24 protein-coding genes are annotated in these 23,867 nt (G+C 65.3%); 5 read left to right on the forward strand and 19 right to left on the reverse strand.

Annotated features, from left to right (window positions below; genetic code table 11):
* The first annotated feature begins 87 nt into the window (after positions 1-87).
* Entirely contained in the window at positions 88-1,845 is a 1,758-nt protein-coding gene (locus K369_RS21580; RefSeq protein WP_036294093.1) for a glucan ABC transporter ATP-binding protein/ permease, read from the forward strand.
* Positions 1,846-1,869: 24 nt separating this feature from the next.
* Here the strand turns inward: K369_RS21580 and K369_RS21585 are convergent, their stop codons facing one another.
* The 3 genes from K369_RS21585 to K369_RS26715 all read right to left on the reverse strand — a co-directional run bounded on the left by K369_RS21585 (position 1,870) and on the right by K369_RS26715 (position 3,443).
* Complete coding sequence (locus K369_RS21585; RefSeq protein WP_036294095.1) at positions 1,870-2,352, reverse strand: hypothetical protein; 483 nt, start codon at positions 2,350-2,352, stop codon at positions 1,870-1,872.
* Positions 2,352-3,209 carry a 2,3,4,5-tetrahydropyridine-2,6-dicarboxylate N-succinyltransferase gene (dapD, locus tag K369_RS21590; RefSeq protein ID WP_036294097.1) on the reverse strand — a complete coding sequence of 286 codons (858 nt, stop codon included), beginning with the start codon at positions 3,207-3,209 and terminating at the stop codon, positions 2,352-2,354. The genes K369_RS21585 and dapD overlap by 1 nt, the downstream gene beginning before the upstream one ends.
* 81 nt (positions 3,210-3,290) lie before the next feature.
* Positions 3,291-3,443: a hypothetical protein gene (locus K369_RS26715; protein ID WP_156968005.1), complete on the reverse strand. Its 153-nt coding sequence runs from the start codon at positions 3,441-3,443 to the stop codon at positions 3,291-3,293.
* Positions 3,444-3,468: 25 nt separating this feature from the next.
* Here K369_RS26715 and K369_RS21595 point away from each other — a divergent pair, with 25 nt between their 5' ends.
* Positions 3,469-4,155 (forward strand): pentapeptide repeat-containing protein, encoded by a 687-nt coding sequence (locus K369_RS21595; protein ID WP_036296159.1) that lies wholly within the window; start codon positions 3,469-3,471, stop codon positions 4,153-4,155.
* Here K369_RS21595 and K369_RS21600 read toward each other — a convergent pair.
* The 4 genes from K369_RS21600 to K369_RS21615 form a co-directional block, all read right to left on the reverse strand.
* Positions 4,133-4,486, reverse strand: a complete 354-nt coding sequence (locus K369_RS21600) for a hypothetical protein (protein ID WP_036294099.1) — start codon at positions 4,484-4,486, stop codon at positions 4,133-4,135. The two genes, K369_RS21595 and K369_RS21600, sit on opposite strands and share 23 nt — an antisense overlap.
* A gap of 143 nt (positions 4,487-4,629) precedes the next feature.
* Positions 4,630-6,177 (reverse strand): PepSY domain-containing protein, encoded by a 1,548-nt coding sequence (locus K369_RS21605; RefSeq protein ID WP_036294101.1) that lies wholly within the window; start codon positions 6,175-6,177, stop codon positions 4,630-4,632.
* Between the two features lie 10 nt (positions 6,178-6,187).
* Positions 6,188-8,464: a TonB-dependent siderophore receptor gene (locus K369_RS21610; RefSeq protein WP_245278264.1), complete on the reverse strand. Its 2,277-nt coding sequence runs from the start codon at positions 8,462-8,464 to the stop codon at positions 6,188-6,190.
* An 85-nt stretch (positions 8,465-8,549) separates the two neighbouring features.
* Positions 8,550-8,918, reverse strand: a complete 369-nt coding sequence (locus K369_RS21615) for a hypothetical protein (RefSeq protein WP_036294105.1) — start codon at positions 8,916-8,918, stop codon at positions 8,550-8,552.
* Positions 8,919-9,119: 201 nt separating this feature from the next.
* Between K369_RS21615 and K369_RS21620 the strand changes: the two genes are divergently transcribed.
* Positions 9,120-9,362 carry an AbrB/MazE/SpoVT family DNA-binding domain-containing protein gene (locus K369_RS21620; RefSeq protein ID WP_036296163.1) on the forward strand — a complete coding sequence of 81 codons (243 nt, stop codon included), beginning with the start codon at positions 9,120-9,122 and terminating at the stop codon, positions 9,360-9,362.
* Positions 9,362-9,694, forward strand: coding sequence for an endoribonuclease MazF (mazF, locus tag K369_RS21625; RefSeq protein ID WP_036294107.1), 333 nt, complete (start codon positions 9,362-9,364; stop codon positions 9,692-9,694). The genes K369_RS21620 and mazF overlap by 1 nt, the downstream gene beginning before the upstream one ends.
* 345 nt (positions 9,695-10,039) lie before the next feature.
* Here the strand turns inward: mazF and K369_RS21630 are convergent, their stop codons facing one another.
* The 6 genes from K369_RS21630 to rpmH all read right to left on the reverse strand — a co-directional run bounded on the left by K369_RS21630 (position 10,040) and on the right by rpmH (position 14,886).
* A complete protein-coding gene (locus tag K369_RS21630; protein WP_036296164.1) occupies positions 10,040-10,765 on the reverse strand; it encodes a pyrimidine 5'-nucleotidase in 726 nt (241 codons plus the stop codon).
* Positions 10,766-10,858: 93 nt separating this feature from the next.
* Positions 10,859-11,743 (reverse strand): acetylglutamate kinase, encoded by an 885-nt coding sequence (gene argB, locus K369_RS21635; protein ID WP_036294109.1) that lies wholly within the window; start codon positions 11,741-11,743, stop codon positions 10,859-10,861.
* 58 nt (positions 11,744-11,801) lie between these two features.
* Entirely contained in the window at positions 11,802-12,464 is a 663-nt protein-coding gene (gene yihA / locus K369_RS21640; RefSeq protein WP_036294111.1) for a ribosome biogenesis GTP-binding protein YihA/YsxC, read from the reverse strand.
* A 7-nt stretch (positions 12,465-12,471) separates the two neighbouring features.
* Positions 12,472-14,298 (reverse strand): membrane protein insertase YidC, encoded by a 1,827-nt coding sequence (yidC, locus tag K369_RS21645; RefSeq protein WP_036294114.1) that lies wholly within the window; start codon positions 14,296-14,298, stop codon positions 12,472-12,474.
* Between the two features lie 18 nt (positions 14,299-14,316).
* Entirely contained in the window at positions 14,317-14,715 is a 399-nt protein-coding gene (gene rnpA / locus K369_RS21650; protein WP_084570775.1) for a ribonuclease P protein component, read from the reverse strand.
* Positions 14,716-14,751: 36 nt separating this feature from the next.
* Complete coding sequence (gene rpmH / locus K369_RS21655; RefSeq protein WP_018266959.1) at positions 14,752-14,886, reverse strand: 50S ribosomal protein L34; 135 nt, start codon at positions 14,884-14,886, stop codon at positions 14,752-14,754.
* A 605-nt stretch (positions 14,887-15,491) separates the two neighbouring features.
* Here rpmH and ctrA point away from each other — a divergent pair.
* Positions 15,492-16,193, forward strand: a complete 702-nt coding sequence (ctrA, locus tag K369_RS21660; protein WP_018266958.1) for a response regulator transcription factor CtrA — start codon at positions 15,492-15,494, stop codon at positions 16,191-16,193.
* 86 nt (positions 16,194-16,279) lie between these two features.
* Here the strand turns inward: ctrA and K369_RS21665 are convergent, their stop codons facing one another.
* The 6 genes from K369_RS21665 to K369_RS21690 form a co-directional block, all read right to left on the reverse strand.
* Positions 16,280-17,119 carry a protein-glutamate O-methyltransferase CheR gene (locus K369_RS21665; RefSeq protein WP_245278265.1) on the reverse strand — a complete coding sequence of 280 codons (840 nt, stop codon included), beginning with the start codon at positions 17,117-17,119 and terminating at the stop codon, positions 16,280-16,282.
* Between the two features lie 117 nt (positions 17,120-17,236).
* Positions 17,237-17,602, reverse strand: coding sequence for a PleD family two-component system response regulator (locus tag K369_RS21670; RefSeq protein ID WP_036294116.1), 366 nt, complete (start codon positions 17,600-17,602; stop codon positions 17,237-17,239).
* Positions 17,602-18,144, reverse strand: coding sequence for a chemotaxis protein CheW (locus K369_RS21675; RefSeq protein WP_036294118.1), 543 nt, complete (start codon positions 18,142-18,144; stop codon positions 17,602-17,604). The genes K369_RS21670 and K369_RS21675 overlap by 1 nt, the downstream gene beginning before the upstream one ends.
* A complete protein-coding gene (locus tag K369_RS21680) occupies positions 18,141-20,696 on the reverse strand; it encodes a chemotaxis protein CheW (protein WP_036296169.1) in 2,556 nt (851 codons plus the stop codon). Before K369_RS21680 ends, K369_RS21675 begins: the two co-directional genes overlap by 4 nt.
* 91 nt (positions 20,697-20,787) lie before the next feature.
* Positions 20,788-21,471 (reverse strand): histidine phosphotransferase ChpT, encoded by a 684-nt coding sequence (chpT, locus tag K369_RS21685; protein ID WP_036294120.1) that lies wholly within the window; start codon positions 21,469-21,471, stop codon positions 20,788-20,790.
* A gap of 196 nt (positions 21,472-21,667) precedes the next feature.
* Complete coding sequence (locus K369_RS21690) at positions 21,668-23,797, reverse strand: TonB-dependent receptor (RefSeq protein WP_036294122.1); 2,130 nt, start codon at positions 23,795-23,797, stop codon at positions 21,668-21,670.
* Between the last annotated feature and the right edge of the window lie 70 nt (positions 23,798-23,867).

A 23,867-nucleotide genomic window follows, 5' to 3' on the forward strand; every position in this document is an offset into this window, starting at 1 on the left:
TTCGCGAAGCTCTCGCCTCGCGCGACCTTGCGCTCCTCGGCCCGCCCGCTATAGACCGCGCCATCGCCCCTCCCATTTAGTTGTCTCATGTCCGTGCTCGCCGTCTATCTCCGCGTCCTCGCGCAGCTGAAGCCGCAGAAACGTCTCGCGACGATCCTCGTCGTCGCCAATCTCGCCGTGGCCATCGCGCAATTCGCCGAGCCCATGCTGTTCGGCCGCGTCATAGACGTGCTCACGCGCGCGCAGGCGGCGGGCGTCAAGCTCGCCTGGGGCGATCTCGTGCCGCTGCTGGCGGCCTGGGCCGGCTTCGGCCTTTTCTCCATCGCCGCCTCCGTGCTGGTCGCGCTGCACGCCGACCGTCTCGCGCATAGAAGCCGGCTCGCGGTCATGGCCGCTTATTTCGAGCATGTGCTCGATCTGCCGTCGAGCTTTCACGCCGGCGCGCATTCCGGCCGGCTGCTGAAGGTGATGCTCGAGGGCGCCTCCGGCATGGCGGGGCTGTGGCTCTCCTTCTTCCGCGAGAATTGCGCCTCCTTCGTCGCGCTCTTCGTGCTGCTGCCGGCGACGCTCTTCGTCAATTGGCGGTTGGCTCTGCCGCTCATCGTGCTCGTCATCGTTTTCGGCGCGCTCACCTCTTTCGTCCTGCGCCGCACCGAGCAATTGCAGAGCAAGGTGGAGCGTCACCACTCCTCGCTCGCCGAGCACGCCTCCGACGCGCTGGGCAATGTCGCCGTGGTGCAGAGCTTCACGCGCATAGAGAGCGAGACCAATGCGCTGCGGCGGATCATCGACGAATTGCTCGCCGCGCAAATTCCCGTGCTCTCCTGGTGGGCGCTGGCGGCGGTGGCGAGCCGCGCCTCGGCGACGCTCACCCTGCTCGTCATTTTTCTGCTCGGCGCCTGGCTGCATTTGCAGGGCCTCGCCTCCATCGGCGAGATCGTCGCCTTCATGAGCTTCGCGACCATGCTGATCGGCCGGCTCGAGCAGATGGTCGGCTTCTTGAACGTGCTGTTTCTGCTCGCGCCAAAAATCGCCGAATTCTTCTCCATTCTCGACACGCGCCCGACGGTCGCCGATCGCGAGGATGCACGCGACATGGGACGGCTCGAAGGCGCCGTCGCCTTCGAGAAGGTGAGCTTTTCTTATGGCGGCGAGCGCCTCGCGCTGCGCGACGTCTCCTTCTCGGCGCGGCGGGGCGAGACCATAGCGCTGGTGGGCGCGACCGGCTCGGGAAAATCGACGACGCTCGGCCTCTTGCATCGCGTCTTCGATCCCACGCAGGGAAGGGTGACGATCGACGGGGTCGACATTCGCGACATGACGCTGACGTCGCTCCGCCGCAACATCGGCGTCGTGTTTCAGGAGCCCATGCTGTTCGCCCGCTCGATCGAGGAGAATTTGCGCGTCGGCAAGCCGGACGCCAGCGAGGAGGAGATCGCCCGCGCCGTCGAGCTGGCGCAGGCGCGCGATCTCGTGGCGCGGCAGAGCGAGGGGCTGTCGACGCTGGTCGGCGAGCGCGGCCGCACATTGTCGGGCGGCGAGCGGCAGCGTCTCTCCATCGCCCGCGCGCTGCTGAAGGACCCGCCGATCATGATTTTCGACGAGGCGACCAGCGCGCTGGACGCGACCACCGAGCGTCAGCTGCAAAAAGCGCTGGAGGCGGCGACGGCGGGCCGCACCACTTTCATCATCGCCCATCGTCTGGCGACAGTGCGCCATGCGGATCGCATATTGGTGCTGGATCGCGGCGAGATCGTCGAGAGTGGGACCTTCGACGGACTGGTGGCCAAAGGCGGGCTGTTCGCCGATCTCGCCAAGGCGCAGTTCATCACGGCGGGGGCGTGAGGGGTCCCCCTGTCTCGCCGCGCTTTATCCCTCTCCGCCTTCTTTCACCCCCAGCTCATAGCCCGTCCACAGCGCGATCGCGGCGAGCGCGACATCGACGAGCGCCACGGGCCAATAGGGCATCACCTCGGCGACGCGCGGCTGCAGCCAGTGCATGGCGCCCGCCACCAGAAGGGCGAAGGGAAGCAGGCCGGCGAAGACGAGCGGCGCCGGCCAGCCGAGCGCGCGAAAGCGCTTGGTCGAGAGATTGACGAAGCTCACGGCGATCAACAAGATCGCGAGCGAATAGAGCGCGAGATAGGCGTAGGCGACCACCGTCTGCCAGACGAAGAACGGGTCCTTCGACAGATCGTGATCCGTATAGGGAAAGAGCGCCAGCCAGATCAGCGTCAGCGGGACGAGGACCGCCAGAAGGCCCGCGACGCCGCAGCGCCAGCCGGCGCGGTCGAGGGTTCCCTCTTCCGTGCGATAGAGGAAGCTCAGGCGCTCGCGCGAGGGCAGGGCCATCAGTCCCTCAGCAGCTCGTTGATCGCCGTCTTGCCGCGCGTCTGCGCGTCGACGGTCTTCACAATGACGGCGCAATAGAGCGACGGCCCGGCCGAGCCGTCCGGCAGCGGCTTGCCCGGCAGATTGCCAGACACCACGACCGAATAGGGCGGCACATAGCCAATGTGAATCTGGCCGGTGGCGCGGTCGATCACCTTGGTCGAGGCGCCGATGAAGACGCCCATGGAAATCACCGAGCCCTGGCCGACGACGACGCCCTCGACAATCTCCGAGCGCGCGCCGATGAAGCAATCATCCTCTATGATGGTGGGGCCGGCCTGCAGCGGCTCCAGCACGCCGCCAATGCCGACGCCGCCGGAAAGATGCACATTCTTGCCGATCTGCGCGCAGGAGCCGACCGTAGCCCAAGTGTCGACCATCGTGCCGGCGTCCACATGGGCGCCGAGATTGACGAAGGAGGGCATGAGAATGACGCCCGGCGCCACGAAGGCCGAGTGACGCACGATCGCGCCCGGCACGGAGCGGAAGCCCGCGGCTCTATGCTCGGCCGCGCCCCAGCCGGCGAATTTGGAGGGAACCTTGTCCCACCAGCTCGCGCCGCCCGGCCCGCCCTCGATCACGCTCATATCATTGAGGCGGAAGGAGAGGAGAACCGCCTTCTTCAGCCATTGATTGACCTTCCAGGAGCCGGGGCCGGTCGCGCCCTCGATCTTCTCGGCGACGCGCAGCTTGCCGGCGTCGAGCAGACGCAGCGCGCTCTCGACCGCGTGGCGAATGTCGCCCTGCGTGGAGGCGTCGATATTGGCCCTGTCTTCGAAGGCGGTGGTGATGAGATTCTCGAGACCAGTGTGCGGCATGAAATCGTCCAGCTCCGAGAGGTCGCGGGCAGGCGGCCCGCAGAAAGGGTCAGGGCTATAGGCGGCAAGGCCGCGGCCCTGTCAATCGCGGAAATAGGGGCCGATCGCCGCGCCGGCGGCGGGACGTCTTTCCCGCGCGTCGCGCATTCTTTCCCGCAGCCGGGGCGGCGTCACGGGGGTAGGCTCGCCCGCCGTCGCCACAGAAGCGACGCAGAGCGAGGGAGCCTTCACCATGTCCTCGGCCCGAGCGAGACGCCTTTTGGCCGCCGTCCTCCTGATTCTCGCGCCGCTGGCGGCCGCGGCGGCGGACCGAAGCCGCGCCGATATAGAGAGGCTGATCGTCGCCTCCGCCGGAAAGCCCGTGGCGCTCACCGATCTCGATCTCTCCGGCCTCGATCTCTCGGGGCTGGACCTTCGGCGCGCCGATCTCTTCGCTGCGCGGCTCGCCGGGGCCAAGCTCGTGGGAGCCAGGCTCGCCGAGGCCAATCTCACCCGCGCCGATCTGCGCGAGGCCGATCTCTCGGGCGCCGATCTTTCCGGCGCGATCCTCTATGCCGCCATTCTCGACGAGGCGGATTTTTCCGGCGCCGATCTGACGCGCGCCCGTATCATCGGCGGCGGGCGCGGCGCGCGTTTCGTGAAGGCGAAGCTGATCGAGGCCGATCTCGGCGCCGATCCCGCCAATCAGGGCATGGTTCCTGTGCGCGCCGATCTCACCGGCGCGATCTTCGACGGCGCCGATCTGACCGGCGCCAATCTCACCCATGCGGTGCTGGCCTCGGCGCGCTTCGCCGGCGCGAGCCTGCGCAATGCGCGGCTCGATCACGCCAAGCTCGGCGACGCCGATCTCTCCGGCGCGGATGTCACCGGCGCGAGCTTCCACGGCGCCGATCTCGACAGCGCGCGGCTGCCGGCGGCGGCCCCTATTTTGGAGCGAGGGCGCTGAGCTGCGCTTCGAGCGCGGCGAGGCGGTCGATGTCGAGTCCGGCGGCCGGAGCGCCGTCCCTCAGCCGGGCGACGAGCGTCGCGGCGAGGACGCAAAGCGCCGTTTTCGTCTCCTCCGATTGGGCGTCGATGATTTCAGCGACCGCGATTTGCATTCCGATCGAACGCGGCCGCGGCTCCAGCTCGGCGATCTCCCTCTTGGCGAAAGCGGAAAGGCCAGACTTCAGGGCGTCATAGCCGTCGATGACGGCCGCGCCCGCCGCGCCTTTGGCTGCCGCCTCCGCCGCGAGGCCGAACGTTCCCACCACGACGGCGCCAATCGAATCGACCATGGCTCGCTCCCCAAACCATCGAAAAGGCTTCGAGGCGGCTTCAATTCGTCGAAGCGCGACCTCGCTGGCCGATTACGCAAATGACGTTCCATGTCGGTGGGCTTGGTCGGTGGGCCGGGCGTCAGGCGCCGCCAGCGCGGTGGTCATGCGCGGCTCGATCGCGCCAAGCTCGGCGACGCCGATCGCGCCGGCGCTCTGCGCTCGCCGAATTTGCGCTTCAGCCGTCGCCAGCCGATGGCGATTCCGGTGACGCTGAGCGCGAAGCCCGCGCCATTGAGCGCCAGCATGAAGACATCCCACAAAGGCCGCGCGGTGAGCAGCGCCGGCGCGTCCCAGCTGTGCAGAAAAGCGAACAGCCAGCGGCTCATGCGACGTCCAGAGTCCAGCTTGCCGAGCACGGCGCCCGTATGCGGGTCGATATGCGCCCAGGTACCGGCGGGGTCGTCGAATTCCAAGCGCAGCACGGGAAGCCGCTTGTCGACGTCGCCATGCATGGTGTGCGGCGCGCGCGCGAAATAATAGAAATCGTAGGTCTCCATCACCGTCGCCGCCGTGACTTTCGCGCCGGGGACGAGCCGCGCGCCGAGACGCTTCAATTCCTCGAGCGGCAGCGTGAAGGCGGGCGCGGCGTCGGCCTCGGCGCGCAAGATTCGCGTCGCGCCGCCGGCGCCGAAGCCGACATAATAGCCGGCGCCGTCGATGACGCGCAGCTCGAGCTCGCGCGCCGCGAATCCGTCATCGGCGAATTTCGTCAGCGCATCGGCGACCGACAGATGGAAGCGCTCGGGCGCGAGCGCGCCGCCGTAATAGAGCTTGGCGTCGAAGGCCGATCTGGTCTCGAAGATTTTCCACGGGTTCATCGACATCAGGCCGCTGAAGACGAAAGTGATCGCCGTCGCGCCGCCGATGAGGCCGATGATATGGTGCCATTTCATCATGCCGTCGCGATAGGGCGTGCGCGCGCCGGTCCTATAGGGCGCGCGAAAGCGCCAGCGCATGACGCCGACGACGAGGCCGGTGACGGCGAGCACGGTTCCGATGAGCGAGGAATAGACGATGATATCGTGCCAATAGGCCTCGAACCAGCCGCCGCGGAACGGATAGAGCCAATGGATCCAGGCGCCGGCCCAGTTCCACAGGCGCTCGGTCTGCGTCGCGTCGCGAACCACTTCCCCGGTGACGGAAGAGACATAGAGCAGCGTCGAATCCGCATCGGACATATAGACGCGATGCAGCGGGCGCAGACCGTCGAGACCTTTGGAATGCGTCCATTGGTCTTCGTCGACGATTCCATCATAGCTCGCCTCGCCGCCGAGGAAGGCGCGCGCGGCGGCGATGGCGTCCTGCTCTGAAATGCTGGTCACGCGCGCGCCGTCGCTGGCGCGCGCCGCCGTGAATTGCGGGCCGCTGTCCTTCGTGCGGCGCTCGAAGATGAAAGTCGGCGCGCCGGCGATGCTGGTGAGGCGGACGGATTGCGGCGCGCCGCTCTCTCCCGCGGCGGCGAAAGCGCGGGAGAGGGTGACGCAGCAGCGCGCCGGATCGAGCGGCGGCAGCGCCGCCAGCCGCTCGGACGGCAGCAGCTTCGGATAGCCGACATACATCATGACGACGCCGGAGAAGAACCACATGGCCATGAAGAGACAGGCCGCGATCCCGAGCCAGCGATGAGCGAGATAGAGATATCGCTTCAATTCCGCCTCCTCAGAAGGTCATCTTCAGCGACAATTCGAAAGTGCGCGGCTGGCCGAGCCGCAGCAGCGGTCCCGAGCCCCCCGTCGCCCATTCGACATAAGCGGCGTCGGTCATGTTCTTCAGCATGGCGGTCAGCTTCGCATTGGGCGTTATGCGCCAGGAGAGGCCGGCGTCGAAAGTCGTATAGGCCGGTATGCGCATCGTATTGGCGTTGTCGGCGAAGCGATCGCCGACGAAGCGCGTCGCGAAGGTCGCCTGCCAATCGGGCAGGAAATCCCATGTGATCCAGCCATTGGCGATCCAGCGCGCCATATTGGTCGGCCGATTGCCGGCGCGCGATACGCGTAGCGTGGTTCCGGCGATCGTCGCCGCCTCCTCGAAGCTCTCGAATTTCGGATTGATCCAGGCCGCGTTGCCCTGCACGCTGAGATTATCCAGCACCTGCAAGCCGACATTGGCCTCTATGCCATTCGACGATTGCTTGCCGACATTGATGACGCTGTTGGGATTGGCGGGATCGGAAGTGGTGAGATTGTTGCGCTCGATGAAATAGCCGGCGAGAGTCGCCGAGCCTCTGCCCTCCCAGAAATCGAGCTTCGTTCCCGCCTCGATCTGCCAGCCGGTGGTGAGCTCGAAATTGCGCACGCCGCCGGCGTTGTTGGTGAGCAGAATGCCTGAGGGCGGATCGGCTGCCGTGCTGTAGGAGACATAGACATTGGCCTCCTTGGTCACGTCGTACATCAGCGCCGCGCGCCAGGTGATCGGCTCATATCCTTTGCCGAAATAGGCGGGATTGCCATAGGGGTTCGAGGCGCTGGGCAGGGTCGGGATGCGGTAATTGAAACGCTCGAGGCTGATCTTCTCCCAGCGCAGGCCGGTCACGAGATGAAGCTGCGGCGTCAGCGACAGCCGGTTCTCGGCGAAGAGCGCCAGCGTGTAGAGCTTGCTGCGCGCGTCGCCCACATAGCTCGTCGCCAACGGATTGTCCTGATAGAGCTTATAGGCCGCATAGCCATAGGGCTCGACCGTGTCGACCGCCAAGCCCGATTCGAGGCTTCCGTTGCGCGTTTGCTGATTGAGCGAAAAATCTATGCCCGCGACCGTTTTCGACTCGAGGCCGAATAGGGTCGTCGCATTCGTCGCCTCCAGCCTGTCGCCGATGAGGCTCTGGACGTGCCGGGTGGCGAAAGATCCGCTGCGATCGAGCAGCGTGTTCGTCGCATTGTAGCGATAGGATTCGACGTTTTGATATTGCCGGTCGGCGCGATAGAGATAGAAGGTGTTTTTAAAGCTCGTCTCCTCGTCGAGCTTATATTCCGCTATGTCGCGCACCCACAGCACCTGCTGATCGAAGACCGGCTTCAGGCTGTTGTAGTTTTTGAAGCGCACGCCGGGATCGAATTTGAGATCGAGCACCGGCAGGCCGAAAGTTCCCCAGGCGATCGTGCCCGTTCCGCCGAGCGGACGCGGAACCGGCGCGCCCCAATAGGAGTCGCGCTGCTCGCTCTGAAACTCCACCGCGACAGTGTTGGAGAGGCCGGGCGCGATATCGGTGAGCCAGGAGATGGAGCCGGCGCCGGAATTATGGTTGGAATCCTCGACCCAGCCTTGCGAGCCTTTGTAGCTCAGATCGAATTGCAGCCAATTATTCTCGTCGAGCTGCTTGTTGAAGCCATAGGACGCGCGGCGATTGAACCACATGCCGCCCATCAGCAGCGCCTCATTGCGCTCCTCGCCGCGCGTGGCGACCTTGCTGACGTAATTCACCGCGCCGCCGACGGCGCCCTGGCCGTAGAGATAGGAGGAGGCGCCGCCGAGAAGCTCGATGCGGTCGTAGAGCCAGCTGTCGACCGGACGGCCGGCGATGGCGTCATATTGCACGGTGATGCCGTTGAACATTTGCGTCACCGACGACGTGCCGAAGCCGCGCAGGCTGATCGACCCTGCCGAGCCCGGCGGATCAGAGGCGATGACGCCTGGCATGCGCTGAATGACCTCCTGCGTCGTCTGCGCGCCGCGCGCCTCGATCGTCGCGCGATCGACAATGGAGACGGAGGAGGGCGTCTCGCGCGGCGTCAGGCCGAGGCGGCTGCCGGTCTGCGAGGCGACGTCGAGCTGCAGCTTGCCATTCGGCGGCTGCAGCTTTCCGCGTGAGGGGCCGGCGACGGGGCGATGCTCGCCAGAGATGTCGATGGCGGGCAGGGCTTCCTGCGCGAGGGCGGGAGAGAAGACGACGAAAGTCAGCGCGCCGGCGGATGCGCCGCGCATGAGAGAATTGCGAGACATGCGAAATTGCTCCTGGCGCGACGCCATGCGGGCGCGCGCGATTCCGATGGAAAGATGCGGCGAGAGAGCCGCGATTCGTTTCGGATCAGGAGAAGGAGGGCGGCGCGCGCGACGACCAGGTGCTGGCCCAGCCGGGCGGCGTCATGGGCTCGGCCGCGTCGGCGCTGCGTGGCGCGAGGCGCGAATCGGGTTCCGGCGGCGAGATCGCCGTAGAGCGCCAGAGCGCCGCGAGGGTCAGCGCGACGCCGCGTGCGCCGAGTGTGCAGAATATGCAGCGCTCACAGGAGGAATGGTCGCTCAGCGGATTTTCGGCGCTGTTCTGGCCAGCGCAGAGCTCGGTCGCATGCGCTTCGCTCCAGCCGGCGGCGTCGGCCGCTCGCTCGGCGAGACTCGGCCCCGCCGCGACAATGAAGCCTTGCAGCATGAGCAGACAGGCGAGCGCGCGCGCGATCACGCACGTTCTCAAACGCCGATGTGCCCCCGCTCGCATCATTGCCGCATTTGAAGATAGCGTGCGCTATACAGTCAAGTCGGCGCTGCAAAGAATGCTGCTCCGTTGCGGAAATGTGACAGTTTCTGAATGGGATGGGAAATGGCTTGACGGCGCGGCGTTCCAATCTTATGTTTCTACATTGTAGATACTTTGGGGGTCATGATGCGAGCGATCGTCAAGAAATGGGGCAACTCCGCGGCGGTGCGCATACCCTCGGCCGTCATGGAGCAGGCGCGCCTCGAGATCGACCAGACTGTCGAGGTGCGCGTCGAAGGCGGCAGCGTGGTGATCGAACCGCTTGCTGCCCCCGAATACTCTCTCGATGATCTTCTCGCAGGTGTGACGCCTGAAAACCTGCATGAGGAGGTAAGTTTCGGACCGCCTGTCGGCCGCGAGGCGTTCTAATGGCGGCCTATACGCCCGAGCGTGGCGACATAGTATGGCTGAGCTTCGATCCACAGGCCGGCCATGAGCAAGCGGGGCATCGTCCCGCGCTCGTGCTGAGCCCGAAAGCCTATAACGCCAAAACCGGGCTGATGATCTGCTGTCCGATGACGACGAAGATCAAGGGCTATCCCTTCGAGGTCGCGATCACGGGATCGACGCCATCGGCGGTCCTCGTCGATCAGGTGAAGAGCCTCGACTGGCGCGCGCGCAAGGCGAAGAAGAAGGGCGCGGCGTCGGCGAGCGAGCTGGCGCTGGCGACGGCGAAGATCAGGCCTTTATTGGGAATTTGAGGCGCTCGATTTCATCGAACAATATTAAGACTGATAGCGTGGATTATTTCTTTCATGGGCTTATGAGCACACGGCCGCCCAGGAGCAACGCTTTCAATCATTTTTTTAATATCTGCGCTCGGACTGAGGATTGCAGGAAACAGCGACCGAAGATGTCCTTCATGTAGCTTTTTGTTCCCGAAGTCGATTTGTCGTCCGTTGCGCGTCCCTCTCTCGAGGACATAGCCTCGCCTTATTGCCTCTTGAATCACGATTTCGACAAATAACTCGGGCGTAGCAATGGGTTGCAACATTGGATCGGTCCCCCAGGTTAAAGAGAACATTCGAAAATAGCCATTCGGAGCATCATCTCTTTACCGTCAGCCCCTCCAAAAACCCCGCGAGATCATTGGTCGTAAAATCCACATAGGGCTCGCGGCCATGGGCGATCTCCCAGGATTCGCGCTTCTCCTCATGGCCGGCTTCCGGCGTCACCAGCACTGTGGTCATGCCGCGCGCATGAGGGAAAATCAGATTGCGCGCTATGTCCTCGAAGAGGGCGGAGCGTTTCGGCTCCACGCCATGACGATCGAAGAAGCGCTCATAGGCCTCCTCATGCGGCTTGGCGATGAAATCGGCCGCGACGATATCGAAGACATCCTCGAAAATATGATCGATGGCGAGCTGCTTCGCCGTGTCGAGCGCATGCTCGCGCGAGCCATTGGTGAGAATGAGCTTGCGGCCCGGCAGCGCCGCGATCGCCGCCGCCAGCGAATGATTCGGCAGAAGCGACGAGCGATCGACGTCATGGACGAATTTCAAGAAAGCGTCGGCGTCGACGCCATGCTCGGTCATCAGCCCGCGTAGCGTCGTGCCATATTGCTTGTAATAATGCTTCTGCAGCGCGCGCGACGACATGCCGTCGAGGCCGAACAGGCGGATCATGAACAAAGTGATCCGATGGTCGATTTTCGGCCAGAGGTCCGATGAGGCGGGATAGAGCGTGTTGTCGAGGTCGAAGACCCATGTGTCGACATGGGCGAAGCGATTGGCGATGGTCAGCAGGCGCGGCTCGTCGGCGGGCTCCGTCATCGCGCGCGCCGCCTCTTGCTTGGGGCGATGCGATCTCGAGCCGCAGGGCGGCTCCAAGATCGCATCGTCGCCGCGCGTTTCGCCGTCAATCCGTCACCTCGTTATCAGCGTGCCCGCGCCATGGTCGGTCAATAGCTCGATCAGCACCGCATGGGGCAGCTTGCCGTCGAGGATCACGACGCCTTCGACGCCGCGCTCGATCGCATACATGCAGGTCTCGACCTTGGGGATCATGCCGCCGGTGATGGTGCCGTCGGCGACGAGGCCGGGAATATCCTCCACCTTCAGCTCCTTGATGAGCTGCTTGTTCTTGTCCAGCACGCCGGGAACGTCGGTGAGGAACAGAAGGCGTTTGGCGCCGAGCGCGCCGGCGATGGCGCCCGCGAAAGTATCGGCGTTGATATTATAGGTCTCGCCGTCGAGGCCCTGCGCGACGGGCGCCAGCACGGGAATCAGCTCGCGGCCGAGCACCTGGTCCAACACGGTGGTGTCGACCTTGGCCACCTCGCCGACGAAGCCGAGATCGATCGCCTTGCCGTCCTCGTGATTGGGGCGCGAGAGCTTTTCGGCTGTCACCATGCGGCCGTCCTTGCCGCACAGGCCGATCGCGCGGCCGCCCTCGGAATTGATGAAGCCGACGATCTGCTTGTTGATATAGCCGGCGAGCACCATCTCGACGATTTCCATCGTCGCTTTGTCGGTGACGCGCAGCCCATCGGCGAATTCGGATTTTATGCCGAGCTTGCCCAGCATGGCCCCGATCTGCGGGCCGCCGCCATGCACGACGACGGGGTTCACGCCGGATTGCTCGAGCAGCACCATGTCGCGGGAGAAGTCGCGCGCGACCTTGTCGTCGCCCATGGCGTGGCCGCCGTATTTCACCACGACTGTCGCCTCGTCATAGCGCAGCATGTGCGGCAGCGCCTGCATCAGAATACGGGCTTGCTGGAGCGCGCTGTCGGCCGAATCCTCGGTCATGGGTCCGCCTGTGGTGTGATGAAGCTCGATCCTTTTAGAAAGGACGAGGCTGCAATATTCAAGCGTTTCGTTCGGCCAATAGCCGCGCGATCCCGGCGCGCAGCTCGGCGACGCCCTCGCCGGTGCGGGAGGAGGTGATGGCGAGGCGCGGGAAGGCGGCGGGGCGCTTGGCCAGCGCGGCCTCCACGGCGGCGACGGCGCTCTCGCGCTCGGAGACCTTCAGCTCGTCACGCTTGGTCAGCACGATCTGATAGGAGACGGCGGCGCGGTCGAGCAGATCGAACATCTGCTCGTCGAGATCCTTCACGCCGCGGCGGCTGTCGATGAGCACGAAGACGCGGATCAGCGAGGCGCGGCCGCGCAGAAACTCCTCCATCAGCCGCGTCCAATTGGCGATCTTCTCCTTGCCGACGGCGGCGTAGCCATAGCCGGGCATGTCGACGAGGCGCAGCGGCTCCGCGCCCGGCGCGGCGCCCAGGGCGAAGAAATTGAGCTGCTGCGTGCGGCCCGGCGTGTTGGAGACGCGCGCCAGCGCCTTGCGGCCGGTCAGAGCGTTCAGGAGGGAGGATTTGCCGACATTGGAGCGGCCGGCGAAGGCGATCTCCGGCGGGCCGATCGGCGGCAGATCGCCGGATTTCGCGCTGGCGAATATAAAATCGCACGGGCCGGCGAAGAGCAGCCGGCCCGGTTCCGTGAAATCCTCGTCGCGGACTTCGGTCAAGGGGCGATCAGGCGGGTTTCTTGAGGAAGGAGAACGTCTTCTTCACATTGTCCCACAGCTCGAACTTTACGCCGGCGCGGCGCATGATGAAGCCCTGCTGAGTGACCGAGAGGATGTTGTTCCAGGTCCAGTAGATGATGAGGCCGGAGGCGAAGCCGCCCATCGAGAAGGTGAAGATCACCGGCATCCAGCCGAAGGCGATCTTCTGCACCTCGTCGGTCGGCTCCGGGTTCATTTTCATCGTCGCCCACATGGAGACGCCCATCAGGATCGGCAGCACGCCGAGCCACAGGAACGGGCCGAACACGGGGATCTGCGTCGGATCGAAGGGGATGAGGCCGAACAGGTTGAAGATGTTGGTGGGGTCCGGGGCCGAGAGGTCCTTGATCCAGCCATAGAAGGGCGCATGGCGCATCTCGATGGTGATGACCAGCACCTTATAGAGCGAGAACCACACCGGAATCTGCAGCAGCGCGGGCAGGCAGCCGCCGGCCGGGTTGATCTTCTCGCTCTTGTAGAGCGCCATCTGCTCCTGCGCGAGCTTCTGCTTGTCGTCGGCGTATTTCTCCTTCAGCGCCTGCAGCTTGGGCTGAACTTCCTTCATCTTGGCGATCGCATGGTAGCTCTTGTTGGCGATCGGCAGGAAGGCGATCTTGACGAGCACGGTGACGGCCAGAATGGCGAGGCCGAAATTGCCGAGTACGTGGAACAGGCCGTCGATGATGCGGAACATCGGCCGGGTGAGGAAGTAGAACCAGCCCCAATCGATGAGCCGATCGAAGAGCTTGATGCCCTGGCCCTCATAGGCGTCGAGCGTGTCGACGACCTTGGCGCCGGCGAAGATGCGCGAGGCCACCGAGCCGGAGGCGCCCGGCGCGATGGTCAGCGGCGCCTCGACCGTGTCGGCCTGATAGGCCTTGGTCGTTCCGGCGCCCGAAGCCGAGAAGCGCGCCACCAGCGAGCGGTCCTGCTGCGGCACCAGAACGGCGGCCCAATATTTCTCGGTGAAGCCGAGCCAGCCGCCGGTCGCCTCGAAAGATTTGGTGGCGTGCGGCTCCTTCTCGACCTTCTCGAACTTCAGCTCCTGCAGGCCCGCCTCGCCGAGCACGCCGACGAAGCCCTCGTGCAGGGCCGCATAGCCGGCGCTCTCCAGAGCGCCGATGCGCGAGACGCGCAGATAGGGATAGAGGGTGACGGAGCCCTGACCGTGATTCTCGACGCTGTCGGTCACGGAGAACATATATTGGTCGTCGACCGCGATCTTGCGCTTGAAGACGAGGCCCTGGCCATTGTCGAAGGTGAGCGTCAAGGGCTGGCTGACGGAGAGCTGATCGTGATCGGCGCTCCACAGAGATTCGCCGTTCGGCAGGGCGGGCGGCGCCTGATCCTTGTCGGAGGCGAGGAAGCCCGATTCGGCGTAATAGGGGTGCGGCGCGTTCTCCGGCGAGAGCAGCACGATGATCGGGCTCTTGGGATCGACGGTCTCGTGATAATTTTTCAGCGAGACATCGTCGATGCGGCCGCCCTTCAGCGAGATCGAGCCGGAGATGGAAGGCGTGTCGATCGCGACGCGCTTGCTCTCGGCGAGCGCGGCCTCGCGCGTCTTCGCCACGGGCTTGGCGGCGGCGACGCTTTGCGGCTGCGCCTGGCGGGCCGCGGGCGCGGCCTTGTCGGCGACAGGCTTTTGCGGCGCGCCGGGCTTCTGGTGCTGCGCGAGCTGCGCCTCTTTCTGCTGCTGGTCGAGCTTGGGAAAGGCGTAGAAATAATCCCAGCCGCCGATCACCAGCATCGACAGGCCGGCCGCTATGAGGACATTCTTCGTATATTCGTTCATGACGCCTGCGGCCTGTCTTTAGGAGTTGCGCCGGTTCCGGCCCTTCTGGCCGGGCCTGAGCTTGGTCAGCCCATCCACGATCTGCGCCGTCAATTCCGAAAAGGGCGCGGTCAACGCGTCGGGTCGGGCGACGAAGACATAATCATAGCCCGGGAGACCGGAAGCGCCGCAGAGCCGCAGCGCCTCCTTGAGGCGGCGCCGAATGCGGTTGCGACCAACGGCGCCGGAGATTTTCTTCGTCACGGTGAAGCCGAAGCGCGGCGCGTCCGTGTCGCCGCCCTCCCGCGCCGCCGCCTGCAGCTTGAAGGCGCGCGCGCCGCGGCTCAGCCCACTCGCGGCGGCGCGCAAAAATTCGCGCCGCTTGCGCAGGCGTCGCGGTTTGGTCTTCCGCGTTTCGTCTGGAATGTTCTCGCTCACGCCTCCCGTCCTCCCTGGCCGAGAAGCCGGCGAAAATCAGGCGGACAGGCGCTTGCGTCCGCGGGCGCGGCGCGCCGCGAGGACATTGCGGCCGCCGACGGTCGCCATGCGGGCGCGAAAGCCGTGACGGCGCTTGCGCACAATTTTGCTGGGTTGATAAGTTCTCTTCACCTTGGGTCTCCGCTCGCTCAGGTCGCCGATCGAAGAGCCGTCATCGCCTCGCGCCGACTGCTCGGTCATCGGCTGGCCGCCGCCACGGCCCTCGATCTCATTTTGGTCTCGTCGGGCGTTTTTTCGCCCCTGCGGCCGTCTCGTTCCGCCTTTTTCACGGGCGCGCAAGCCCCCGCACGAAACACGTCTCAGCGACGCCGCGCCGGCATATAGGAGAAAGCCCGCGCATAAGTCAATCGCGAGCGCGGCGCGGCGGCAAGCGCCCGCAGCCTCGCGGCGGGGCTTTCGCGAAGCTTTCGCCGCGGCCTTTGCGTAGCCGCGGGCCGCTTCGCAGCCGGGCGGACGGCTTGTATAAACAAGAAGGCCGATCGATTCGTCCCCCTCGAGAGACGCTGTTCTGGCTCGCGATGGCCCTTAGCCGTCGACGATTAAGGTTTTGGTTGGCCGCCGGGCCGAAGGTCAGGGTTTGTTAACCATTACCGCTTAGCGTTTCGACAAATAGATAGAGATCTTGGCGGGCGGCCGACGAAGCGCGGCGCATCGTCGACGCTCGGGCGACGCGACGACGTCCGGGGAAGATTGGTGGAGCTGGGTGGGGACTGAAAATGCGCGTTTTACTGATAGAGGATGACAGCGCGACCGCTCAAAGCATCGAGCTCATGCTCAAATCCGAGAATTTCAACGTCTATGCGACAGATCTCGGCGAGGAAGGCATAGATCTCGGGAAGCTCTACGATTACGACATCATCCTGCTCGATTTGAATCTGCCCGACATGTCCGGCTACGAGGTGCTGCGCACCTTGCGGGTGGCCAAGGTCAAGACGCCGATTCTGATCCTGTCCGGCCTCGCCGGCATAGAGGACAAGGTGAAGGGTCTGGGCTTCGGCGCTGACGATTATCTGACGAAGCCCTTCCATAAGGACGAGCTGGTGGCGCGCATTCACGCCATCGTGCGCCGCTCCAAGGGCCATGCCCAATCGGTCATCACGACCGGCGATCTCGTCGTCAATCTGGACCAGAAGACGGTCGAGGTCTCCGGCGCCCGCGTGCATCTGACCGGCAAGGAATATCAGATGCTCGAGCTGCTCTCGCTGCGCAAGGGCACGACGCTCACCAAGGAGATGTTCCTCAATCATCTCTATGGCGGCATGGACGAGCCGGAACTCAAGATCATCGACGTCTTCATCTGCAAGCTGCGCAAGAAGCTCGCCAACGCCAGCGACGGCCGCAACTACATAGAGACGGTGTGGGGCCGCGGCTATGTGCTGCGTGAGCCGAGCGAGGCCGACGAGCGCATCACCGCCTGACAGCCATAAGGCGAAGACGGCCGCAAGTCGAAAAGGGGCTCCCTCGGGAGCCCCTTCGCGCGTTCAGAGGGGGAGGCGAGCCGCGCTCACGCGCCGATGACGGCGCGCGACGGCGGCGAGGGGCGCGGCAGCAGCAGCCAGGCGGCGTCGCTCGCGGGCGTGAGGCCGCCGATGCGCTCGCCGATCGTCTCGGCCGAGCCGAGGACCAGATAGCCGTCGTCGGCGAGACTGTCGCGCAGGCGCCCGAGCACGCGGCTTTTCACCGCAGGCTCGAAATAAATGAGCACATTGCGGCAAAAGACGATGTCGAAGGGCGCCTCGCCAGAGAAATCATCGAGTAGATTGAGCTTGCGGAAGGCGATATTCGCCCGCAGCCCATCGCGAATCCGCCAGAGGCCGTCCTTCTGGTCGAAATGGGCCAGCAGCCTGCCGATCGAAAGGCCGCGCTGCGCCTCGAACTGGCTGTAGACGCCGCGCCGCGCCGTCGTCAGCGCGGTCTCCGAGACATCCGTGGCGAGAATCTCGACACTCCAGCCGGCGAGCGTCTCGCCCATTTCGGCCAGCGTCATGGCGATGGAATAGGGCTCTTGACCGGTCGAGCAGGCGGCCGACCAGATGCGCAGGCGCCGCGTCTCGGCGCGCCGCGCCATCAGCTCCGGCAGCCAATCGCGCTTCAGCCGCTGAAAGGGGACGCGGTCGCGGAAAAAGGACGTCTCATTATTGGTCATCGCGTCGACGACGCGCTGCAGCAGCGCCTCGTCCTCGCGCCGCTCGATGAGGCGCATGAGCTCGGAGAGGTCGCGGCAGCCCTGTGCGCGCATGATCGGCTCCAGCCGGCTCTGCGCGATATAGAGCTTGTCGGGGCCGAGAGAGACGCCGACGATCGAGCCGATGAGACGGCGCAGCCGCTCGAAGGCGAGGCTCATCGCGGGCGCTCTGCCGGAGGCGTCGCGCCCGGCCGAAAAAGGCGAGGCTCCGCACATTTCCGCATATCGCCGTCGCTCTCCTCGAGAGAGCGCTCCTGTTCCGTCGCGGCCCGCGCCTCAGATGACGCCGACGTCCTCGAGCTTGGCGCGCACCACATGCTGGTCGAAGGGCTTCATTATATATTCGTCGGCGCCCGCATCCATCGCCTGGGCGATATGGCTCGCCTCGTTCTCCGTGGTGCAGAACACCACTTTCGGCCCGGCGCCGCCCGGCATCTTGCGCAGCGCGCGCAGGAACTCGACGCCGTCCATCTCTGGCATGTTCCAATCGAGCAGGATGGCGTCCGGCATGGATTGCTCGCAGGCGACCAGCGCCTTGCGGCCGTTCTCCGCCTCCACGGTGGAGAATTGCATCCCTTCGAGAATGCGGCGCGCGACCTTGCGGATGACCGCGGAATCGTCGACGACAAGAATCTGCTTCATCAGTCTACTCCTCGGGATGCGTCTCTCGAATGTCCGTCGCGGCCGCCGCTCTCGCTCGGCCTCGACAGGCGCCTCACCAGCGCCGCTATGTCGAGTATGGGCAGAAACTCGTCGTCGAGCCGGTAGCAGGCGTTTGTGGCGTCGACGAATTGCTGGCCGACATGGGTCGGGCAGAGGATGCGGTCGTCTTCCTCGCAGGTGACGACGTCGCCGGTCTCGTCGATGAGCAGAGCGTAGCGCTCGCCATTGTGCTCGATGCAGACCGCGAGATTCGAATCGGAGCGGTCGCCCTCGTCGATGTCGAGGCAGCGATCGAGCCGCAGCGCGGTAACGATGCGGCCGCGCAGATTGGCGAGGCCGGCGATCTCGCGCGGGGCCAGCGGAACCGGCGTCACCTGCTCGATGTGGAAGATCGTCTTCACGCATTCCACCGGCAGGCCGAAGGTCTGGCCGCGCACCTTTATGGTGAAGTTGCGCGACTGCTCCTTGGGCGCGTCGCTCTGCCGGCGGCGCCCGCTCGCGTCGCGTTGCGTCTGTGTCATGCGGCGAGCTCCGACATGATGCGCAATTCGAGATCGCGCGGCGCGGTGTCCGCCTTGTCGAGCAGGCGGCCGACGCATTCGATGAGCGCGCGCCGATCGAACTTGCCGGCGACGGCGGCGATGCCGCAGGCCTCGGCCGCCGCGAGCACGCTGGGCGCCGCCTGGGCGGCGAGCGCCACCACCGGCAGATCGGCGAGGCCGGGCAGCGCATGCAGCGCGCGGGCGAAATTATAGCCGTCCATTTCCGGCATGTCGGTATCCGTCACCACCGCCTCGACGGACAGCCCCTTGCGCAGGAAGGAGAGGGCCTCCGGCGCCGAGGCGGCGGTGGTCACGTCATAGCCGGCCGAGCCGAGTATGGGCGCCAGCATGTCGCGGAAGAAGGCCTTGTCGTCGACCAGCAGAATGCGATGCCGCTTGTTGACGCCGCGCGCCACGGCGGCCGGGCAGGCGATGCGCATGAAATAGGTGGCGTCCAAAAATTCGACGACCTCGCCGCCGAGCTGGATGGAGCCGAGAATATGCGCCGAATCGCTCTCTCTCTGCAGGTCGAGAATCTCGTCGGTGACGTCGATGATCTCCTCGGTGAGCAGGCCCATGGACTGGCCCGCTCCCGACAGCACGAGAATGGGATAGGCGTCGCGGTCGAGCGACATGTCCGAGGTCGCCGGAATGATCGGCAGCAGGCTGTCGCGATAGGCCATGACGAAGGCGCCGTCCGAGGCGATCAGCCGCTCGCGCGGCACATCCTCTATGCGCAGCACCAGCGACAGAGGCAGCGCCTTCAGCGGGCCGGGGCCGGCCTTGACGAGGATGATGCGCGTCTTCTCCGCGCGCGGGACGAAGACTTCCGGCGTCGTCGCTTCGGCCGGGCGCTCGGCCAGCCGCTGCAGCCCGGCGTGCTCGAGCAGAGCCGCGGGATCGAGAATGAGCACCACCGAGCCGTCGCCGAGAATCGTCTGGCCAGAGAAGACGCCGAGCCGCGCCAGCGCGCTCACCAGCGGCTCGATGACGATCTCCTGCACATCGGCGATCGTCTCCACCAGCAGGCCGAAGCGCGCGCTGCCGATGCGCAGCACGACGACGAAGCCGTCGCGCGTCTCCTCCTGCGCCGGGCGGCCGAGGCCGAGCGTCGCGGCGAGATCGAGCAGAGGCAGCACGTCATTGCGCAAGCGCAGCACCGGCGCGTCATGGATATATTGGATCGCATGCTCGAAGCCGCGGCCGACCCCGACCAGCTCGACCACGGTCATCTGTGGTATGGCGAAGCGCGCGCCATTGGTCGTCAAAATCAGCGCCGGCGTGATGGCGAGCGTCAGTGGAATGCGCAGAGTGACGCAGGCGCCGCGGCCATGGCGCGAGGTCAGCGAGACGGAGCCGCCGATCGACTGAATGTTCTCGCGCACCACATCCATGCCGACTCCGCGGCCGGAGACGCTGGTGACGCCATCGACGGTCGAGAAGCCCGGCGTGAAGACCAGCTCGAACAGCTCGCTGTCACTGAGCTTGGCGATATCGGCCTCCGAGACGAGCCCGATCGCCAAGGCTTTGGAGCGGATGCGCGAGGCGTCGAGCCCGCGGCCGTCGTCGGCGATGTCGATGATGATCTGGCCGGCGTCATAGGCGGCGCGCACCGAGATGACGCCGGTCTCGCTCTTGCCGATGCGCGCGCGCTCGGCCGGAGATTCTATCCCATGGTCGGCGCAATTGCGGATGATGTGGGTGAGCGGCGCGCGGATCAGCTCGATCACCTGCCGGTCCAGCTCCGTGTCCGAGCCTTCCGTCGTGACGACGATCTTCTTGCCGAGATCATAGGCGAGATCGCGCACCAGACGCGGCAGCGTCGAGAACAGCCGTCCGACCGGCTGCATGCGCGCGCTCATCACCGCATCCTGCAGATCGCTGGTGATGTTGGAGAGTGTCTGTACCGTGCTGCTCATGGCCTCGTCGCCGCCCGCCCAGGCGCTCGACAATTCGAGCAGACGATTGCGGGTGGAGACGAGCTCGGAGACGATGCCCATCAGCCGATCGAGCACATTGACCGAGACGCGCACCGTCTCGCCGATATGGGCGACGCTGACGGAATGCGCCTCTCCCGGCGCCGCAGCGGCGCGGGAGGCGGGCGCCGCGGCGCCGCCCGCCTCGGCGGCGTCCTTGGGCTCCTCCTCGCCGAGGCGGGCGCGGCGCGTCGCCTGCTCCAGGGCGGCGACGAGCTCGTCGTCGTCGCCCGCCGGCTCCTCCTGGGAGCGGCCCATTTCGGCGAGAATATCCTTCAGCCGGTCCACGGCGGCGAAGACCAGCGTGACATGCGCGGCGCTCATCGGCGCGCCGTCGCGCAAGGCGCCGATGAGCGCCTCGGTCGAATGGGTCAGCCGGCCGACGCGCGGCAGCTTCAAGAAGCCGCTGGTGCCCTTGATCGTGTGCACATGGCGAAAGAGGCTGGCGATCAGCGCCTGATCGCCGGGGTCCTTCTCGAGACAGACGAGCTCCATCGTCGCCGCATCTATGTGCTCGGCGGTCTCGACGAGGAAATCGTTGAGAAGCTCATCCATGGCGTCGTTCGTCTTAGGCCGCGCGAGCGGCGTCGACGCCATTCTTGACGCATTCTGGTTAAGAGAACTGAAATTCCCGCGCTCGAGCTCGTCAGGCCTCGAGCGCCGCCTTGGTCTCTTCCTCCGCCTGCGCGGCGGCGGGGCGGGCGGTGATGGTCACATGTTCCGGCTGCGCGGAGATCACGACGTCTAGCCCGCTCGCCTGGGCGACGAGGCCCGCGTAATAGGCCTGAATGGCGCGTGCGTCGACAACGCCCTCTTCCGGCTCGCCGGCCAGCAGGGCGGGGATCGCCGCGGCGATGCGGGCGTTCACGCCTTTGGCTTCCAGCGTGAAGGAAATATCGTCGCGCTCGCCGGTGGAGGCGACGGAGATGACGCCGCCGCGCGGAATCGCCGCATCGGCGATCAGGCACAGATTGAGCAGCAGCTTCACCTTGTTCTTCGACATCAGCACGCGCGGCACGCTCCATTCGAGCTTGGTGCGCTCGTCGGCGAGTAGCTGGCGCGTCACATGCTCGGCGTCGCCGGTGTCGATCTCGGCGCCCTTGGAGCCGGCGGCGCCGAAGGCGAGGCGGCAGAATTGCAGCCGGGCGGAGGCCTCCGCCGCGCTGGATTTGATGAGCGCCAGCGCATGGCCGCGCATCTCGGCGTCCTTCTCCTCCTCCAGCACCTCCAGCCCGTTGACGATGGCGCCGACGGGCGAGATCACATCATGGCAGACGCGGGAGGAGAGAAGCGCGGCGAGATCGAGGGCGTCGAGCGCGAATTTGGTCATGGGGCCATCCGAAGGAGCCGCCGGATCGCCATGGGTCGGCGCCGGCCAGAGCGGGAACGCGGCGAAAACGAATCACCCGCGCCCCTTTTCCCCATTGGTAGCCGCGCCGCGCGCGCTTGCAAAGCGTCGCCGTCGGGGCCGGAGCGCCCCGCGAGCCGTTGGAGCGTCATTCAACCCGCTCGGATCGGCAAGCGCTCTAGAACGTCGCCTTGGCGCCGAGGAAGAAGCTGCGTCCCGCCTCTGGATAGCCGTCGGTGAAGGTGTAGGCGGTGTCGAACATGTTGCGCACGCCGCCTTCGATCTTGAAGTTCGGATGGAGCTGATATTCGGCCGTGAAATTGGCCAGGAAGTACGCGCCCGTCCGATAATAGATCGTCCCCGCCGTGTTCGAGGTCCAGCGATTGCTGTTCATCTCGACATTCGGCGTCAGCGTCAGCCCTTCGAGCGGCCGCCAGCCGGCGTAGAGGAACAGCTTGCCGTCCGGCACGCCCGTCGGCTGGAAGTTGAGGATGTAAGGCGCATAGACCGAGCGGCGCATCAGCGTCAGATTGCCGCCCAGCGACAGCTCGTCGGAGGCGCGATAATCGACCGTGACCTCCCCGCCCCAGAAGCTGGCGTCGCCGACGTTCTGGCTCTGGGTGACGCTCGCGCCATAGGCGGGCGCCGGCACGGATTGGATGAGATTGCGGACGATGGAGTGGAAGGCGTCCAATTGAATGCGGCTGCCCGGCGCGAATTCGCTCGCCCAGCCGAGATCGAAATTGATCGCGCGCTCGGGCATCAGGCCGGGGTTGGAGGTGGCGCCGCCGAAACGCGAGCTGAAACGCTCGAAAATCGTCGGGAAGCGCTCGCGGTCGGAGACGTTGAAATAGACTTTGTTGGTGTCGCTGTAGCGCCAGATCGCCGCGCCCTGGAAATTGGGCGCCTGCACATCCCGCAGCTGATAGCCGATGACGCCCGTGTCGACCACGAAATCATCCGCCTTGCGCAGATGGCGCCAGTCGTAGGCGAAGCCGCCGACGAGATCTATGTCCTTGGTCGGATGAAAGGTGTTCTCGATGGCGATCGAATAAGTGTCTTCCTGCGTGTAGACCAGCGGCTGGGTGAAGCAGATGACGTTGATGACGCATCCGGTCGATTTATTGGCGACATTGACGCCGTAATATTCCTGCCAGGTGGCGTGCTCGTCGAAGCGATAGTGGCCGGCGATCTTCAGCGTGTCCACATCGCCGAAATCATGCCCCGCCTCTATGTCCGCGCCGAGCGCATAATCCTGGTAATAGCTGCGGAAAGCTTTGGCCGAGGACTGATAGGTCAGGAAGGGGTCGTTGTAGGAGAAGAGATCGTTGTCGAACTTGCTCCAATAGGCCTTGGTCTTCACATAGGACGAATCGCCGATCTTGGTGTTGGACAGGAAATAGAGATTCTGCACGCGCCAATAGGGCCAGCGCCAATAGCGCTGGCTGGCGAGCCCGTCGGTGGTGTGATAGGGCGCGCCCTTCTTGCCGTCCTGGCGGATGAAGCTCAGCGAATATTCGTCGGTGTCGTTGGGCGTGTAGCCGGCCTTGGCGTTCAGGCTCCAATCATAGGTTCCCGAATTGCCGCGGAAGCCGTCGCCCTGATTATTGGTCGGCGTGTAGCTCTCCGGCAGCATCCAGCCGCGCAGATCGCGCCAGGAGCCGCTGAGCTGCAGATAATAATTGTCCTGCTTCGTGCCGAGCAGCGCATAGGTCTTTATGCCCTCATAGCTGCCGTCGCGGCCGAACTCGAGGCCGGTGCGCAGCTCGCCCTCTATCGCCTTGGTGGGCTTGCGGGAGACGAGATTGATCTGGCCGCCCATGCCGCCCGGGCCGTCCAGCACCGAGACATAGCCCTTGGCGATCTGCACCGAGGCGACGTCCGGCGTCATGAAGCGCGCGAAATCGAGCCGATTGTCGGCCGGCAGATAGACGCGCACGCCGTCGATGGTGAGCGGCACCTGCCAGCGGTCGAAGCCGCGCACATAGATGTTCTGCTCATTGCGCGTGCCACCGGTGGAATTGCTGACGACGCCGGCGGCGAGATTGACGGCGCGATCGAGCGAATCGCGCTGGAAGGTCTCGTTCTGGCGGTTGCTGATGGTCACGCCGCCATAGGAATCGGTATTCTGCAGAGGCGCCGGACCATCGTCCTTCTTCTTGTCGGGCGGAGCGGTCCTGTGCTCGGCGCCGACGTGAATCTCGCCGAGATCGAAAGGTTGCGGCTGCTCGCCGGCGAGCGCCGCGCCGCTTGCGATGAGCGCGGCGACGCTGGCGGCGCCCAAGGGCGCGAATTTGCTGAGTTTCATCGTTCTTCCCCCGATTGTCCCATCATCCCGCCACCCCCTCCCCGGGCCGCCCCCGCTTCGTGGGAGAGGG

It is taken from the genome of Methylosinus sp. PW1 (assembly GCF_000745215.1).
GTDB lineage: Bacteria > Pseudomonadota > Alphaproteobacteria > Rhizobiales > Beijerinckiaceae > Methylosinus.

Bases quoted from the DNA above. Each gene is read 5' to 3' on its own strand.
- K369_RS21580 (WP_036294093.1), top strand. From the start codon at position 88: ATGTCCGTGCTCGCCGTCTATCTCCGCGTCCTCGCGCAGCTGAAGCCG.
- K369_RS21585 (WP_036294095.1), bottom strand. From the start codon at position 2,352: ATGGCCCTGCCCTCGCGCGAGCGCCTGAGCTTCCTCTATCGCACGGAA.
- dapD (WP_036294097.1), bottom strand. From the start codon at position 3,209: ATGCCGCACACTGGTCTCGAGAATCTCATCACCACCGCCTTCGAAGAC.
- K369_RS26715 (WP_156968005.1), bottom strand. From the start codon at position 3,443: ATGGTGAAGGCTCCCTCGCTCTGCGTCGCTTCTGTGGCGACGGCGGGC.
- K369_RS21600 (WP_036294099.1), bottom strand. From the start codon at position 4,486: ATGGTCGATTCGATTGGCGCCGTCGTGGTGGGAACGTTCGGCCTCGCG.
- K369_RS21610 (WP_245278264.1), bottom strand. From the start codon at position 8,464: ATGTCTCGCAATTCTCTCATGCGCGGCGCATCCGCCGGCGCGCTGACT.
- K369_RS21620 (WP_036296163.1), top strand. From the start codon at position 9,120: ATGCGAGCGATCGTCAAGAAATGGGGCAACTCCGCGGCGGTGCGCATA.
- mazF (WP_036294107.1), top strand. From the start codon at position 9,362: ATGGCGGCCTATACGCCCGAGCGTGGCGACATAGTATGGCTGAGCTTC.
- K369_RS21630 (WP_036296164.1), bottom strand. From the start codon at position 10,765: ATGACGGAGCCCGCCGACGAGCCGCGCCTGCTGACCATCGCCAATCGC.
- argB (WP_036294109.1), bottom strand. From the start codon at position 11,743: ATGACCGAGGATTCGGCCGACAGCGCGCTCCAGCAAGCCCGTATTCTG.
- yidC (WP_036294114.1), bottom strand. From the start codon at position 14,298: ATGAACGAATATACGAAGAATGTCCTCATAGCGGCCGGCCTGTCGATG.
- ctrA (WP_018266958.1), top strand. From the start codon at position 15,492: ATGCGCGTTTTACTGATAGAGGATGACAGCGCGACCGCTCAAAGCATC.
- K369_RS21665 (WP_245278265.1), bottom strand. From the start codon at position 17,119: ATGAGCCTCGCCTTCGAGCGGCTGCGCCGTCTCATCGGCTCGATCGTC.
- K369_RS21670 (WP_036294116.1), bottom strand. From the start codon at position 17,602: ATGAAGCAGATTCTTGTCGTCGACGATTCCGCGGTCATCCGCAAGGTC.
- K369_RS21675 (WP_036294118.1), bottom strand. From the start codon at position 18,144: ATGACACAGACGCAACGCGACGCGAGCGGGCGCCGCCGGCAGAGCGAC.
- K369_RS21680 (WP_036296169.1), bottom strand. From the start codon at position 20,696: ATGGATGAGCTTCTCAACGATTTCCTCGTCGAGACCGCCGAGCACATA.
- chpT (WP_036294120.1), bottom strand. From the start codon at position 21,471: ATGACCAAATTCGCGCTCGACGCCCTCGATCTCGCCGCGCTTCTCTCC.
- K369_RS21690 (WP_036294122.1), bottom strand. From the start codon at position 23,797: ATGAAACTCAGCAAATTCGCGCCCTTGGGCGCCGCCAGCGTCGCCGCG.